This is a genomic window from Pelomicrobium sp. G1, assembly GCF_051905455.1.
In the GTDB taxonomy this organism is placed as follows: Bacteria; Pseudomonadota; Gammaproteobacteria; order Burkholderiales; family UBA6910; genus Pelomicrobium.
Genome location: NZ_JBQACR010000003.1, coordinates 238,536 through 253,274, shown reverse-complemented (window position 1 = coordinate 253,274; position 14,739 = coordinate 238,536). Strand labels below are relative to the sequence as shown.

The window sequence follows — 14,739 nt, the reverse complement described above, 5'->3', positions numbered from 1 at the left end:
TTCCTCGAACGACAACTCGACGACTTCCCATGCGCGACCCGACTCCGAAGGCCATCTATCTCAAGGACTACACTCCGCCCCCCTTCCTGGTGGACGCCGTCGACCTGGACATCGATCTTCGTGACGACCATGCCCGGGTGCGGGCGCGACTCGACCTTCGCCGCAATCCCAGGGCCGGCGCCTCCAGTGGGTTGGCACTGGACGGGGACGAGCTCGCGCTGGAGTCCGTGCGGCTGGATGGCCGCCCCCTCAGCGAAGGGGAGTACGTGCTGAAGAATTCCCAGCTCCTCATCCCCGGGGCGCCGGATGCCCTCACCCTGGAGACGGTGGTGCGCATCCATCCCCATCAGAACACCCAGCTCATGGGGCTTTACGTTTCCAAGGACGGGTTCTTCACTCAGTGCGAGCCGGAGGGTTTCCGCCGCATCACTTTCTTCATCGACCGGCCGGACGTGATGGCCCGTTACACCACCACCCTCCATGCCAGCAAGACGGAGTGCCCCTGGCTTCTCTCCAACGGCAACCTGATCGCCCAGGGGGAGGAAGAAGGAAATCGCCATTGGGCCAGATGGGAGGATCCGTTCCCTAAGCCTTCGTACCTCTTCGCCATGGTGGCGGCCAGGCTCGACAAGCTGGAGGACACCTTCGTCACCCGCTCGGGCAAGCGGGCGAAGCTGCAGATCTACGTGGAGCCCGGCAAGCTGGACCAGGCGGGCTTCGCCATGCAGGCGCTCAAAAAGGCGATGAAATGGGACGAGGATACCTTCGGCCTGGAGCTGGACCTGGACCAGTACATGATCGTCGCGGTGGGCGACTTCAACATGGGGGCCATGGAGAACAAGGGCCTCAACATCTTTAACACCAAGTACGTACTGGCCCGGCCCGACATCGCCACCGACCAGGATTTCCGGCACATCGACCAGGTGGTGGCCCACGAGTACTTCCACAACTGGACCGGCAACCGGGTGACCTGCCGTGACTGGTTCCAGCTCTCGCTGAAGGAGGGCCTTACCGTGTTCCGCGACCAGGAGTTCACTGCGGACCTGTACTCCCGCCCGGTCCAGCGCATCCGGGACGTGCGCCACCTGCGCGCCGTCCAGTTCCCCGAGGACGCGGGTCCCATGGCCCACCCGGTGCGCCCCCAATCCTACATGGAGATCAGCAATTTCTACACCGCCACCGTGTACGAGAAGGGCGCGGAAGTGGTGCGCATGCTCCAAACCCTGCTCGGCAAGGAAGGGTTCCGCAAGGGCATGGACCTCTACTTCCAGCGCCACGACGGCCAGGCGGTCACCTGCGATGATTTCGTGCGCGCCATGGCCGATGCCAACGGCATGAACCTCGCCCAGTTCATGCGCTGGTACGACCAGGCGGGCACGCCCGTGCTGGACGTCTCGGACCATTACGACCCGGCGAGCCGGCGCTACGCCCTCACGGTGAAGCAGTCCTGCCCGCCCACGCCCGGCCAGCCGGAGAAGCTGCCGTTCCACATTCCCCTGGCAGTGGGACTGCTGGATCGGGACGGCAAAGACATTCAGCTCCGGCTCGAGGGCGAGCCCCCCGCGCCCCGCTCCCCGGACGGCACCACCCGGGTGCTCCCCCTCACCCGGCCCGAACACCGCTTCGTCTTCGTGGACGTGCCTGAGAGACCGGTGCCCTCCCTCGCCCGAGGCTTCTCCGCGCCGGTCGACGTGCGCTACCCCTATAGCAGGGAGGCCCTCGCCCATCTCATTGCTCACGACACGGATCCCTTCAACCGCTGGGACGCGGGCCAGCGCCTGGCCACCGATCTCATCCTCCAGGGCATCGAAGCGCTGAAGGCCGGCCGCGAGCCGGCGGTGCCGGAGGCCTTTGTCCGAGCCATGGCCCGGCAGCTCCAGGGAGAAGACGGACACGGACCCCGGGATCCGGCCTTCGCCGCGGAAGCCCTGTCGCTCCCCGAAGAGAGCTTCATCGCCGAGCGCATGGAGGTGGTGGACCCGGACGCGATCCACGGCGTGCGCACGGGCCTCGCCCGCGCCCTGGCCGAACGCCTGCACGGCGAGTTCATGCACGCCTACCGCGCCCAGGCGGTGCCGGGCCCGTACCGCCCGGACCCGGCTTCCGCCGGCAAGCGGGCGCTGCGCAATTTGTGCCTCGCCTATCTGGCCGAGACCGAGGACCCGGAGGCGCTGCGCCTCGCCTTCGTCCAGTTCGAAACCGCCGACAACATGACCGACGCCCTGGCGGCGCTTTCCATCCTCGCCCACTTCGACTGCCCCGAGCGGGAGCGGGCGCTGGAAGCGTTCTACGCCCGGTGGAAGGATGAGCCCCTGGTGGTGGACAAGTGGCTGCGGGTGCAGGCCGTCTCCCGCCTTCCGGGGACGCTGGAGAACGTCAAGCGCCTCACCGAGCACCCGGCCTTCTCCCTGCGGAACCCGAACAAGGTGTACGCCCTGATCGGGGCGTTCAGCATGGGCAACCACGTGCGCTTCCACGCCGCCGACGGCAGCGGCTACCAGTTCCTCGCCGACCAGGTGATCGTCCTGGACAAGCTCAATCCCCAGGTGGCGGCGCGCCTCGCCCGGGCGTTCGACCGCTGGCAGAAGTTCGATGAAGGGCGCAAGGCCCATGCCCGGGCAGCCCTGGAGCGCATCCGGGACACGGCGGGCCTCTCCAAGGACGTGGCCGAGATCGTCACCAAGGCGCTGGGCGACTAGCCTGGATTCCAGAACCCCGGAAATGGCCTCCTCGACCGGCGCTTCCAGGGCGGCCGCTCGGCTCGCCGGCCTCGGCCTCGGGCTGGCCCTCGCCGCCGCGACGGTGGGGCTCGCTTCCGGGATCGGCCACCGTCTCGGAGGGTGGCACTACGCGACCGGCATCCCCATGCTGCGCTGGGCCTTCTGGATCGCCCTGGCGGCGATCGTGCCCGCGGCGCTCGCCCTCGTCGTGGCACGCGCCGGGCGGGTCGTTCCGATGGCGCTGCTGGGCCTCGCCGTCGCCGCCGTCACCGCCTATCTTCCCTGGAGCCACTGGCGCCTCGCTCGAAGCGTTCCCCCGATCCACGACATCACCACCGACACCGAGCACCCGCCGGCCTTCGTCGCCACGGCCGCCCTGCGCAAGCCCGGCGACCATTCCCCCGCCTACGCCGGGCCCGCCGCCGCCGAGCAGCAGCGGCAAGCCTATCCCGACATCGCGCCCCTCATCGTGAAGGCGTCCAAGGAGGACGCGTTCGACGCCGCCCGCTCGGTCCTGGCGGCGATGGGGCTGGAGATCATCGATGCCGACCCGTCGGAAGGGCGCTTGGAGGCCACGGACACGAGCCTGCTCTTCGGCTTCAAGGACGACCTGGTGGTTCGCGTGACCGGCACCGCCGAAGGCACCCGCATCGACGCGCGCTCCCAGTCCCGGGTGGGGCGAAGCGACTTGGGCGTCAACGCCAAGCGAGTCCGCACCTTTCTTCGGGAGCTCGCCTCCCGCCTGGAAGCGGAGCGGCGAGCGCCTGGCTGATCCGCCGCTTCACCGATCCCGAGAGGCGTTCCTTCTGGGGATGGAAAAGCCTTCCGACTGCCCCCAAAATCGCGTCATCTCAGGACCTGTCGAAATCCATGCGCGAAGAAGAAACGGCCACCCACCGGGCGAGGGAGCGATACGGCCACTCCATCGCCTTCGCCGAGGCGCTGAAAGTCTGGGCCCGGGTCGCCGCCCTGAGCTTCGGCGGGCCCGCGGGCCAGATCGCGGTCATGCACCGCATCCTGGTGGAAGAGAAGAAATGGGTGAGCGAAAGCCGCTTTCTCCACGCCCTCAATTACTGCATGCTGCTGCCCGGCCCGGAGGCGCAGCAGCTCGCCACCTACATCGGCTGGCTGCTACACGGGACCGCCGGGGGCCTGGTCGCCGGGACCCTCTTCGTGCTGCCGGGTTTCCTCAGCATCCTGGCCTTGAGCGTCCTCTACGCCGGGTTCCAGGAGTTGACCGTGGTCCAGGCGGTGTTCTTCGGCATCAAGGCGGCGGTGCTGGCCGTGGTGGTGGAGGCGGTGCTGCGCATCGGCAAGCGGGCGCTCAAGACCGCGCCCATGGTCCTGCTCGCCGCGGCGGCGTTCATCGCGATCTTTTTCTTCGACATGCCCTTCCCCGCCATCATCCTGGCCGCCGCCGCCATCGGCTTCCTCGGCGGACGCCTGGACCCCCGGCGCTTCGTGGTCATCAAGGGGCATGAGCCGGCCGGCGGAGATGAACCCGCCGTGGACGCCCTGCTGGCCGAGGGCCGCCCTAGCCACACCCGCCCTTCCCTCGCCCGGGCGGTCAAGGTGGCCGCCGTGTGGCTTAGCCTGTGGTTTGCGCCTTTGATCGCCCTCGGCGCCACGCTGGGATCGGGCAACGTCTTCACCCAGATCGGGATCTTCTTCAGCAAGCTCGCGGTGGTCACCTTCGGCGGCGCCTACGCGGTGCTCGCCTACATGGCCCAGGAAGCAGTGGAGCGCTACGGCTGGCTCGCCCCCGGCGAGATGCTGGACGGCCTCGGCATGGCGGAGACCACCCCGGGCCCCCTGATCCAGGTGGTGCAGTTCGTAGCCTTCATGGGCGCCTTCCGCGACCCCGGTGCCCTGGACCCCTACAGCGCCGGCATTCTCGCCTCGGTGCTCGCCACCTGGGTCACCTTCGTGCCCTGCTTCCTCTGGATCTTTCTGGGGGCGCCCTACGTGGAGTCCCTGCGCGGGAGCGGCGCCTTGAGCGCCGCCCTCTCCGGCATCACCGCGGCGGTGGTGGGCGTGGTGCTGAACCTGGCCGTGTGGTTCGCCCTCCACGTAAGCTTCGGGGAGATCGAAGAGATGCACGCCTATGGAATAAAGCTGCTGGTGCCGGCGCTCGACACCGTCAACGTCCCGAGCGTGCTCCTCACCCTCGCAGCCTTCGCCGCCCTGATGCGCTTCAAAGCGGGGATGATCCCGGTGATCGGCGGAGCCGCCGCCCTGGGCGCCGCCTATTACCTGCTGGCCTGAGGGCTAACGCCCTTTCGGGGCGTTAGCCCCGAAAGGGCCGCCGGAAGCTTCCGGTCAGACCGGGATCCAGTGGCCGAGCCGCCGGGCCTTGGCTCGTAGGTAACGGTGGTTGTGGGGATTGGTCCCGGCCACCAGGGGCCGGCGGGAGGCGACCTGGATGCCGAGGGCTTCCAGCGCCGCCACCTTGCGCGGGTTGTTGGTCATGAGGTGCACCGCCCCCACGCCCAGGTGCTCGAAGATGGGCTTCACCGCGTCGTAACGGCGTTCGTCCTCGCCAAAGCCCAGGTGCCGGTTCGCCTCTACCGTGTCCATGCCCTCGTCCTGAAGGCGGTAGGCGCGGATCTTGTTGAGGAGCCCGATGCCGCGCCCTTCCTGGCGCAGGTACACCAGCACGCCCCGGCCCTTGGCGGCGATGCGCTTCATCGCCGTCTCGAGCTGGGCGCCGCAGTCGCAGCGGCGGCTGAAAAGGGCGTCCCCGGTCAGGCATTCCGAGTGCACCCGGGCGAGCACCGGCTCCCCGCCCGCCACGTCTCCCAGGGTGAGGGCCACGTGCTCCCGGCCGCCGGCCCGGTCGATGAAACCGTGCAGGCGGAAGGTGGCCCAGGGAGTGGGCAGGTCGCTCGACTCCACGTATTCGACCGAAAGCTCCCGCTCTCCGGCGGGCACCAGAGGGATTACGTTAGTCATGGCTGTTGTTTCCCTTCGCCGCGATGGAGCGCTTTGCCCCGCAAAGATAAGGGCATTGCCCCCGCAAATGCCAGAAAATTCTTTTCATTGGGCCATTTAATCCCGTTGAAGGACGGAAAGCCAGCCCATCTCCCCCGGCGACTCAGGGCCCGCGCCCCCGGGCTTTCTCCTGGACCCGCCGGTCGAAGCGCTCCACGTTGACCACCACCCGCTCGTGGATGCCCTCCCCGATCAGCTCCCGCTCGTCCTCGGCGCGCACGCGAAAGGTCAACCGGCGCCCGTCCACCCGCAGGAGCACCGCCTCAGCCCGCACCCGCATGCCCACCGGGGTGGCGGCCACGTGGGACACTTCCAGGCGCGTGCCCAGGCTCTGGTGGCCAGCCGGCAAGTAGGCTTCCACTGCGGCGAGGGCCGCCGCCTCCATCAGGTTCACCATCACCGGGGTGGCCAGGACGGGGATCTTGCCGCTGCCCACGTGGGGCGCGGTGTGCTCGGGTCCCACCACCACTTCGTGGCTCCCCGCCATGCCCGGCTCGAGCTGCAAAGTCAGTCCCATGAAATCCCCCCTTGTTATGTGCGCGCCGCGAGGACCGAAGCCGCCTGGCGCACCAGCGCCACCACCAGGCGGTAAAGCACCACCGCGTTCAGAAGATGCCAGAGAAAATGGGTCCCCACCGGCCATCCCTCGCACACCCACAAGTCCCCGGTGCGCAACGCCAGGGACAGGGTGAAGAGGGCCCAGGTCAAGGCGAAATCCCGCCCGAGGGGCGAGTCCCGGAGGCCCAGCCAGGCCACCAGGATGCCCAGGGTCGCCCAGGCGGGCCCGTAGAAGATGGAGCCGTTCAGGAAGTCCGGAGGGAAAAGCCCCCGCAGGCCGAAGTTGGCCGCCTGGAACAGCCCGAACCAGAAGAGGACCCAGGGTAGCGGAAGGGCCCCGACCCGGTGGAGGAAGCTCGGCAGGAACACGCTGATGAAGAGTAGGATCGGGATCTCGTCGGCCAGCGCCGCCCAGCGGGTGGCCAGTAGATGCCACAGGGTGCTCCCCACCCCGATGGCGACGACCAGGGCGATCAGGAGCGCCAGGTCCCAGCCGTTGCGAAGGCTTAGGCCCGGGGTTTCCCTGAAGCGCCGGACCGCGGCGGCCGCCGCCAGGAAAAAGGCCCCGTTGCTCAAGGTGTTCGCCGGCTCCTGCCACCAGCCCGGACCCGCGCGCTCACAGTAGGCGTCGATCAGCTCGTTCATGGAGGGAGAGGCTCCTCTGGCGAGCCGCCAGTGTGCCCGAACGCTCCCGCCGCAGCCAAGATGGCACAAAAAAGCCCGGCCGCGCCGGGCTTCTTGGAGTAAACGGAAATCAACTCACCTTGATGGTGCGCTTGCGGGACTTCTCCACCTTGGGCAGCGTGATCTCCAGGATACCGTCGGCCAGGGTGGCTTTGGCCTTGGACTCATCCACCGCGGCCGGAAGCGGGAGGGTGCGGGAGAAGGCGCCGTAGGCCATCTCGGACCGGTAGTAGTCGCCTTTTTCTTCCTTCTCTTCCCGCTTCACTTCGCCCTTCAGGGTGATGAGATCCCCGTCGATGGTGATTTCCACGTCCTCTTTCTTCACGCCTGGCATTTCGGCCCTGACCACCACTTCCTCGTCCCGGTCGATCACGTCCACCCGGGGCACTCGCCCTTCAAAGGGGAGTTCCGCCGGAAGCGCCCGCTCCCACCGGAACGGACGGAGCCAACCCCGCCCAAGGAACTCTTCGAAGAGCCGGTCGATGTCCTCGAACGGGGTTAGCGCCCGGGTCACGCCACGCCCCCGGGTCACGGGTACGTCTTTCCTGGTGTTCTCAGCCATAAAAACCTCCATTCGAAATCCGATCTGGTCAACGAATGCTTGATCCATTCGTTATGTAATATAGTGGCGCTCGGCGCGCCATCAAGCGGGCCGGGTTCGGATCACCCGCATCACGCGAGTCGGAAACCGGAGAGGGCGTTTTGATCCGGGCCGGCGCCCATGGGTGCGGGTCAACCGGCCGGCGCCTCCCGGCGCTCGCTGGTGGCCAGGTCGCCGCCGATGGCCGCCCGCAGGGCATCGTCCACCGTCTCGAGCCACACGAAGGTGAGACGCTTGCGGGCGTCCTCGGGAATTTCCTCCAGGTCGCGCTTGTTGCGCGCGGGCAGCAGCACCGTGGTGATGCCCGCCCGCAGCGCCGCCAGCACCTTCTCCTTGATGCCGCCCACCGGCAACACCAGCCCGCGCAGGGAGATCTCCCCGGTCATGGCCACGTCGTTCCTCACCGGCTTGTCGCATAAGAGGGAGACCAGGGCGGTGAAAATGGCCACCCCCGCCGAAGGCCCGTCCTTGGGCGTCGCCCCCGCCGGCACGTGGATGTGGATGTCCTGCTTTTCCAGGCTCTCGGGCGCGACGCACGGCACCCGCGCCTTGGCCAGAGACAGGGCCGTCTGGGCGCTTTCCTTCATCACGTCGCCGAGCTGGCCGGTGAGGATCAGCTTGCCGGAGCCCGCCACCTTGGACGCCTCGATGAACAGGATGTCGCCCCCCACCGGCGTCCAGGCCAAGCCCGTGGCCACCCCGGGCACCGAGACCCGCATGGCCACTTCGTTTTCGAACTTGCGCGGCCCGAGGATGGCGGGCAGGTCGTCCACGTCGATGCGGGCGCGCTCGATGGTCCCCTCGGCGATGCGCATGGCCACGTTGCGGAACACGGCGCCGATCTCCCGCTCCAGGTTGCGCACCCCCGCCTCCCGGGTATAGTCGGTGATGATGGCGCGGATCGCCGCCCCGGTGATCTCGCACTGCTCGGGCTTGAGCCCGTTCGCTTCGAGCTGGCGCTTAACCAGGTAGCGGAGCGCGATCTGCAGCTTCTCCTCCTCCGTGTAGCCGGGGATCTGGATGATCTCCATGCGGTCCCGCAGGGGCCCGGGAATGGTGTCCAGCACGTTGGCCGTGCAGATGAACAGCACCCGGGACAGATCGAAGGGCACCCCCAGGTAGTTGTCCCGGAAGGTGGCGTTCTGCTCCGGGTCCAGCACCTCCAGCAGCGCGGAGGCGGGATCGCCGTGGAAGCCGCCCGCCCCCAGCTTGTCCACCTCGTCCAGCATGAGCACGGGATTGCGCGTTCCCGCCTTGCGAATCGCCTGGATGATGTTGCCCGGCAGCGCTCCGATGTAGGTGCGCCGGTGGCCCCGGATCTCCGCCTCGTCGTGCACGCCGCCCAGGGAGATGCGCGCGAACTTGCGGTTGGTGGCCCGAGCGATGGACTGGCCCAGGGAGGTCTTGCCCACCCCCGGGGGGCCCACGAAGCACAGGATCGGGCTCTTGCCCGAGGGGTTGAGCTTCCTCACCGCCAGGTACTCCAGGATCCGCCGCTTGACTTTCTCCAGGCCGTAGTGGTCCTCCTCCAGGATGCGGCGGGCTTCGGCGATGTCGATGCGATCCTCCGTCTCCTTGGACCAGGGCAGCTCGATCAGCCAGTCCAGGTAGGTGCGGATCATGGGGTACTCGCCCGAGCCTTCGCTCATGCGCTGCAGGCGCTTCAGCTCCTTCTTCGCGTGGGTGGCCACCTCCTCGGGCATTTTGGCTTCTTCGATCGCCTTGGCCAGCTCCTCGAGCTCCGCGGTCTGCTCGTCGCCCTCGCCCAGCTCCTTCTGGATCGCACGCAACTGCTCCCGCAGCAGCACCTCCCGGTGACGCTCGTCCATGGCCTGCTTGGTCTGCTGGCTGATCTCCCTGGAGAGCTTCAACACCTCGATGCGGTGGGCCATGAGCTGGATCATCCGGTCGAGGCGCGCCTTCAGGTCGAAGGTTTCCAGCAGTTCCTGTTTCTCCTCGGGCTTCAAATCCATGAAGCCCGCCAGCAGGTCCGCCAGCGCCCCGGCCGAGGTGATGTTCTCCAGGGTATTGGCGAGTTCCGCCGGCACCTGAGGGAGCAGCTCCAGGATCTCCTTGGTCCGCTCCTTGAGCTGGAGCACCCGGGCCTCGATTTCCGCGCTCTGGGGCTCCTCTTCCTGGATGCGCTGGACGCGGGCCACCATGAAAGGCCAGCCTTCCAGGAACTGGAGCACCCGGAAGCGGCTTTCGCCCTGGGCCACGATGTGGTGGGTGCCGTCCGGCGTGGTGACGTAACGCAGCACGTTGGCCACCGTCCCCACCCAGTACAGATCCTCGGGCCCCGGCGTGTCGTTGGCCGCATCCCGCTGCAGCAGCAGCCCGATGGGCCGTTCGGAACGGGCCGCCTCCTGGGCGGCCGCCACGGATTTTTCCCGGCGCATGGAAATCGGCAGGATCACCCCCGGGAACAGCACCACGTTGCGCACCGGGATGAGGATCAGTGCGTCCTCGGGCAGCGGCTTCACGGGCTGCGCGGGCGCCCCCGCCGGCCTCTCCTGCAGTTCGCCCGCCGGGGCGCCGTTGACAAAAAGGCTTTGACGCTCGTTCGAACTCATGATGACTCCGTCGTCACGGCACTTTGCGCAGCAAAAGCCTGAGGCATCCGTCGCGAAGCTCTTGCCGTTCCAGTTGCAGGCGCCCCGCGACCAGCTCGATGCGGCGCTCGAAGCGGCCATAGGGAATCTCCAGGCGGTGGATCACCGCGCGGCGGGAGCCCGCCGGCAATGGCCGATGACCGACCACCCGCAGCATCGGCCCGTCGATCATGACCTCCACCGCCTCGGAAGGCACTCCGGGCAGCGCCACCAGGATGGTGACCAGGGCCCCGTCCTCCACGATGTCCACCGGCGGCTCCCAAGTGGGACGCCGGGCAAGGCCGCGCCCCAACTGGAAGAACCGGCGTTGCAGCCGGTCCGCCCGCTCCAGCAACTCGCAGGCCTCCGCCCACATCCACTCTGGCGTGTCGCGTATCGTCATCGGCGCCGTTTCCTGTCGAAGATGGCAGCGGAGCGTCCGGTGCCGCCGCCCGCACTTTCTGTCAACATGGGCACCGCGGGGCGGGTTTTCAATAGAGGCGAATCCGGCCCCTCCCGCAGCGCTGCTCAATCTCTGAAAACCAGACGCTTATACCCTTTCCATGGCCGCACCCCGGGATATCCGCGTCGGCTGCTGCGGCTTCTCCATGGCCCGGGCGGCCTACTTCCGCCGCTTCCGGGTGGTAGAAGTGCAGCAAACCTTCTACCAGCCGCCCCGGATCGGGACCCTGGAGCGCTGGCGGGCGGAGGCCGGCGCCGGGTTCGAGTTCACCCTCAAGGCCTGGCAGCTCATCACCCACGAGCCGGCGAGCCCTACCTACCGCCGCCTCAAATCCCCCATTCCCGAGGCGCTCAAGGACCGCTACGGCAGTTTTCGGCCGACGCAGGAAGTCATGGAAGCCTGGCGGGTGACGGCGGCCTGCGCCCGGGCGTTGCAGGCCCGGATTGTGGTCTTCCAGTGCCCGACCTCCTTCGGCCCCACGGAAGAGCGCATCGCCCACCTCATCCGCTTCTTCCGGGCGGCGCGGGCGGGCCACGAGGATCTCGTCTTTGCCTGGGAGCCCCGGGGACCGTGGCCCGAGGCCACGGTCGCCGGGCTCTGCCGCGACTTGGGTCTAGTCCACGTGGTGGATCCGTTCCAGGCCCTGCCCGCGGCGCCGGGCCTGCGCTATTACCGGCTCCACGGCATCGGTGGCTACCGCTACCGCTACACGGACGCGGACCTGAAGCGCCTGGCGGGGTGGTGCCGGGGCACTACCTACTGCCTGTTCAACAACATGACCATGGCCAAGGACGCGGCCCGCTTCGCGCGATTGTTAAAGAACCTCTGAGCGGCCGGCGTCCGGTCGCGGGTCCCGGCATCCTGGTCTACAATGGGGCAGGTGTCTGATTCTTAAAACAGGAGCGGGCCACCGTTCCATACTCCGGACGGAAGTCATGAAACGCAAGGTGGCGGTGGAGGAGCTTAAGTACGGCATGTTCGTGTGCGAGCTGGATCGGCCCTGGCTCGAGACACCTTTCCTATTCCAGGGTTTTCTTCTGGAAACGGAAGAGCAGCTCCAGATGCTCAAGCGCTACTGCCAGTACGTCTACGTGGACGTCATGCGCTCGGCCGAGCCCGGGACCGCCGGGCGCCCTCCCCAGAGCGTGGCTTTCGAGCGGGCGGCCGTGGCCGAGCCGTCCCCCCGCGCCGGGAGACCCCTCACCCTCTCCAGCACACCGTTCAAGACCGAACGCGGGTCCGGCATCCAGGCCGAGCTTGCCATCCCCCACGCCTCCCTGGCCGGGCTCCACCATCCCGGGCTGGGAGCGGTCACCTATTCGGACGCCGCCTGCGTCGAGGAAGAGGTCGCGCCCGCCCGGGAATCCACGGCGAACCTGGAGCGCCTAGTGGACGAGATCCATGTCCACCTCCTGGCGGAGCCCACCTTCGACCTCAAGCGGGTCCATTCCGCCATCCGGGAGATGGTGGACAGCATCGCCAGGAACCCCGACGCCCTGCTGCTCTTGAACCGGCTGAAGATCAAGGACACCAAGTCCTTCCAGCAGTCCATCTATACTGCCGCCCTCCTCATGGCCTTCGGCCGCCAGCTCGGCCTACCCAAGGAAGACCTGGTGGTGCTCGGGGAGGGGGGGCTGCTTTTCGACGTGGGCAAGATAAGGCTACCCCGGCAGGTGCTGGATCCCCAGCGCTCCCTCACCCCCGATGAGCTCAAGGAGTTCAAGAGCCACGTGGTGATCGGAGAACAGCTCCTCGGCGGCATGCGGGAGTTTCCCGAGGCCGCCCTCGCCATCGTGTCCCAGCACCACGAGCGGGAAAACGGCAGCGGCTATCCCCGTGGCCTGGTGGGCAACAAGATCTCCCTCTTCGGCAAGATGGCCGCCATCGTAGACTGTTACCAGAGCCTGTGCCAGGGCTACATGGGCGGCTCGCCCATGGCGTCCCACAGCGCCCTGCAGATGCTGCACGGGCTCGCGGGCAGCGCCTTCCATCCCGGCCTGGTGGAGCAGTTCATCCGCTGCATCGGCATCTACCCGGTGGGCACCCTGGTGGAGCTGCAGACGGGGGAAGTAGCCATCGTGTTCGCCCAGCACCGGGGCAGGAGCATGGAGCCGCGGGTCATGGTGGTGCTCGACGGCGCCAAGAAGCCCTATCCCAAGCCCTTCATCCTGGATCTGGCCGAGGGCCCCGCCGCGGCCTCGGGCGAGCCCTACCGCATCGTGAAGGGTCTGGAAGACGGAGCGCACGGCATTGACGCGCGGGAATACTATCTCTGATCCGATGGGAGCCGCCGATCCGCTAGAACCCCCCGCGACCCGGGCCCCCGGGCCGCGGGGCTGCGCGAGGGCCGGTTGATCCCGATCCCGCCGGCCAACGATCCCCAGGACGGGGCCTGGATCCGCAAGATCCACGCCTGCCTCGGCGGAGAGCTCCTTCCCACCCTGGAAGCGCTGATCGACGCAGCCACCACGCCCGCAGACCCGCCCTTCGATCCCGAGGAACGCGCCCGCTTCCGGGCCTTCGCCCTAGCCTACTTCCAGCATCTGGACCGGAGCGAGCCCGGCGACGAAATGGCGAGCGCCCTGGAAAGGACCTGGCACCAATACGGCGGCGCCGGCTTGAGCCTCGACTGGGTGCACCGGGCTTTCAACGCCTATCTGGCCGCCATGACCCGGGCCGCCCTCACCCGGCTGCCAGCGCCGGCGGAGGAGCGCGCCCAGGCCGCCCTGGCCCTGCAGCAGGCCGCACTGGCGAAGCTCGCCGCCGTGGCCCGGGCGGTACACGTTCCCGCCGCCGCGGCCCGGGCGATTGGCGAGGAAGCGCTGGCTGACCGGGTGGACTATCCCGCCTTTCTCGAGCGTTTGCGCTTTGAGATGGACGGCAAGGGTACCGAAGCGACCCTGGTGGCGGTGCTGGTGGCGGAGATCGACACCATCCGGGAGGTGGACAGCGTCATGGGCTATGCCTCCGGGGACCGGCTGGCGGAGGCCCTCCTCGAGCGGCTGCGCCGGGCCCTGCGCACCCGGGACGTGGTGGGCCGCATCGGCCGCAGCGACATGGGCTTCATCCTTCCCGGCATCCTCCACGAAGGCACGGCCACCCTGGCGGCCAACAAGATCCTGCGCGTCCTGGCCGAGCCTTTCCAGATGGAGGCCCGGCAGGTGGCGGTGGACGCCCGGGTCGGCATCACCCTGGGCACCCGGGGCTCCGTCACGGCGGAGGAGGCCCTGCGCCAGGCCTGCATCGCCGCGCGGGAAGCGCGGCGCAACCACGTGGGCTACACCGCCCACGCCGAGCTGGACGCGCTCGCGGGAGACTCTCCCCTCATCCTGCGCACCGATCTGCGGGAGGCGATCGAGGAGAACGAGATCTTTCTATGCTTCCAGCCCCAGGTGGACCTACGCACCGGTCGCGTCGCGGGGGCGGAGGCCCTGCTCCGCTGGGTGCACAGCAAGCGCGGGCCGGTGCCGCCCAACGTGTTCGTGCGCATCGCCGAGCACGGGGGGCTCATCTCCTCCCTCACCACCTGGGTGCTGAACGCCGCCGCCCGACACTGCGCCAGTCTGGTGGGCGCGGGCCTCGACGTGCGCATGGCGGTCAACGTGTCCGCCTACGACCTGCTGGACACCGATTTCGCCGATTTCACCGCCCACGCCCTGGAGCTGTGGGGCGTGCCGCCGGAGCGGCTGGTGGTGGAAGTGACGGAGACCGCGGTCATGGAGGACCAGCAGCGGGCCTTCGAGATGCTGGTGCGGCTCAAGCAACTGGGAGTGCGGGTCTCCATGGACGACTTCGGCACGGGCTACTCGTCCATGGCCCGGTTGCGGCACCTGCCCATCGACGAGCTGAAAATCGACCTCTCCTTCGTGAAGGCGGTGCTGGACGGGGACAAGGACAAGAAGATCGTCAAGTCTATGATCGACCTGGGGCACGGGCTCGACATGGAAGTGGTGGCGGAAGGCGTGGAGAACCAGGACACCCTGGGCTGCCTGGCCGAGCTGGGGATCGACCTCGCCCAGGGCTACCTGATCTCCAAGCCCCTGTCGTTCGCCGACTTCGAGCGCTTCGTCCGCGCTTTCGACCCGGGGCAGTTTGCCGTGCGTCGGTCGAAGGAACCGCGCTAATCCCTTG

At 68.1% G+C, this 14,739-nt stretch carries 12 protein-coding genes; 6 read left to right on the top strand and 6 right to left on the bottom strand.

What is annotated here, in order from left to right; all coding sequences use genetic code 11:
* The first annotated feature begins 29 nt into the window (after positions 1-29).
* The 3 genes from pepN to chrA all read left to right on the top strand — a co-directional run bounded on the left by pepN (position 30) and on the right by chrA (position 4,985).
* The gene (gene pepN / locus ACTFO6_RS04890) at positions 30-2,699 is read left to right on the top strand and encodes an aminopeptidase N (RefSeq protein WP_439933322.1); all 2,670 of its coding nucleotides are present in this window, start codon (positions 30-32) and stop codon (positions 2,697-2,699) included.
* Positions 2,700-2,721: 22 nt separating this feature from the next.
* Positions 2,722-3,492 (top strand): DUF1499 domain-containing protein, encoded by a 771-nt coding sequence (locus ACTFO6_RS04885; protein WP_439933321.1) that lies wholly within the window; start codon positions 2,722-2,724, stop codon positions 3,490-3,492.
* Between the two features lie 98 nt (positions 3,493-3,590).
* Positions 3,591-4,985 carry a chromate efflux transporter gene (chrA, locus tag ACTFO6_RS04880; protein ID WP_439933320.1) on the top strand — a complete coding sequence of 465 codons (1,395 nt, stop codon included), beginning with the start codon at positions 3,591-3,593 and terminating at the stop codon, positions 4,983-4,985.
* 54 nt (positions 4,986-5,039) lie between these two features.
* On the opposite strand, the gene ribA is transcribed toward chrA, so the two are convergent.
* From ribA to ACTFO6_RS04850, 6 genes are all read right to left on the bottom strand, one after another.
* A complete protein-coding gene (ribA, locus tag ACTFO6_RS04875) occupies positions 5,040-5,672 on the bottom strand; it encodes a GTP cyclohydrolase II (RefSeq protein WP_439933319.1) in 633 nt (210 codons plus the stop codon).
* 142 nt (positions 5,673-5,814) lie between these two features.
* Positions 5,815-6,228, bottom strand: coding sequence for a thioesterase family protein (locus tag ACTFO6_RS04870; RefSeq protein WP_439933318.1), 414 nt, complete (start codon positions 6,226-6,228; stop codon positions 5,815-5,817).
* 14 nt (positions 6,229-6,242) lie between these two features.
* Entirely contained in the window at positions 6,243-6,914 is a 672-nt protein-coding gene (locus tag ACTFO6_RS04865) for a ceramidase domain-containing protein (protein WP_439933317.1), read from the bottom strand.
* Between the two features lie 109 nt (positions 6,915-7,023).
* On the bottom strand, positions 7,024-7,515 hold the full coding sequence (locus ACTFO6_RS04860; RefSeq protein ID WP_439933316.1) for an Hsp20/alpha crystallin family protein: 492 nt from the start codon (positions 7,513-7,515) through the stop codon (positions 7,024-7,026).
* A 170-nt stretch (positions 7,516-7,685) separates the two neighbouring features.
* The gene (gene lon / locus ACTFO6_RS04855; protein WP_439933315.1) at positions 7,686-10,127 is read right to left on the bottom strand and encodes an endopeptidase La; all 2,442 of its coding nucleotides are present in this window, start codon (positions 10,125-10,127) and stop codon (positions 7,686-7,688) included.
* A 13-nt stretch (positions 10,128-10,140) separates the two neighbouring features.
* Positions 10,141-10,548, bottom strand: coding sequence for an Hsp20/alpha crystallin family protein (locus tag ACTFO6_RS04850; protein ID WP_439933314.1), 408 nt, complete (start codon positions 10,546-10,548; stop codon positions 10,141-10,143).
* 160 nt (positions 10,549-10,708) lie between these two features.
* Here ACTFO6_RS04850 and ACTFO6_RS04845 point away from each other — a divergent pair, with 160 nt between their 5' ends.
* The 3 genes from ACTFO6_RS04845 (at position 10,709) to ACTFO6_RS04835 (ending at position 14,732) form a co-directional block, all read left to right on the top strand.
* Positions 10,709-11,437 carry a DUF72 domain-containing protein gene (locus ACTFO6_RS04845; protein WP_439933313.1) on the top strand — a complete coding sequence of 243 codons (729 nt, stop codon included), beginning with the start codon at positions 10,709-10,711 and terminating at the stop codon, positions 11,435-11,437.
* A gap of 106 nt (positions 11,438-11,543) precedes the next feature.
* Positions 11,544-12,884, top strand: a complete 1,341-nt coding sequence (locus ACTFO6_RS04840) for an HD-GYP domain-containing protein (protein WP_439933312.1) — start codon at positions 11,544-11,546, stop codon at positions 12,882-12,884.
* A gap of 75 nt (positions 12,885-12,959) precedes the next feature.
* Positions 12,960-14,732: a putative bifunctional diguanylate cyclase/phosphodiesterase gene (locus ACTFO6_RS04835; protein ID WP_439933311.1), complete on the top strand. Its 1,773-nt coding sequence runs from the start codon at positions 12,960-12,962 to the stop codon at positions 14,730-14,732.
* The last annotated feature ends 7 nt before the right edge of the window (positions 14,733-14,739 follow it).

What these genes read in the sequence shown, in the direction of transcription:
- pepN (WP_439933322.1), top strand. Translation starts at nt 30, where the DNA reads ATGCGCGACCCGACTCCGAAGGCCATCTATCTCAAGGACTACACTCCG.
- ACTFO6_RS04885 (WP_439933321.1), top strand. Translation starts at nt 2,722, where the DNA reads ATGGCCTCCTCGACCGGCGCTTCCAGGGCGGCCGCTCGGCTCGCCGGC.
- chrA (WP_439933320.1), top strand. Translation starts at nt 3,591, where the DNA reads ATGCGCGAAGAAGAAACGGCCACCCACCGGGCGAGGGAGCGATACGGC.
- ribA (WP_439933319.1), bottom strand. Translation starts at nt 5,672, where the DNA reads ATGACTAACGTAATCCCTCTGGTGCCCGCCGGAGAGCGGGAGCTTTCG.
- ACTFO6_RS04870 (WP_439933318.1), bottom strand. Translation starts at nt 6,228, where the DNA reads ATGGGACTGACTTTGCAGCTCGAGCCGGGCATGGCGGGGAGCCACGAA.
- ACTFO6_RS04865 (WP_439933317.1), bottom strand. Translation starts at nt 6,914, where the DNA reads ATGAACGAGCTGATCGACGCCTACTGTGAGCGCGCGGGTCCGGGCTGG.
- ACTFO6_RS04860 (WP_439933316.1), bottom strand. Translation starts at nt 7,515, where the DNA reads ATGGCTGAGAACACCAGGAAAGACGTACCCGTGACCCGGGGGCGTGGC.
- lon (WP_439933315.1), bottom strand. Translation starts at nt 10,127, where the DNA reads ATGAGTTCGAACGAGCGTCAAAGCCTTTTTGTCAACGGCGCCCCGGCG.
- ACTFO6_RS04850 (WP_439933314.1), bottom strand. Translation starts at nt 10,548, where the DNA reads ATGACGATACGCGACACGCCAGAGTGGATGTGGGCGGAGGCCTGCGAG.
- ACTFO6_RS04845 (WP_439933313.1), top strand. Translation starts at nt 10,709, where the DNA reads ATGGCCGCACCCCGGGATATCCGCGTCGGCTGCTGCGGCTTCTCCATG.
- ACTFO6_RS04840 (WP_439933312.1), top strand. Translation starts at nt 11,544, where the DNA reads ATGAAACGCAAGGTGGCGGTGGAGGAGCTTAAGTACGGCATGTTCGTG.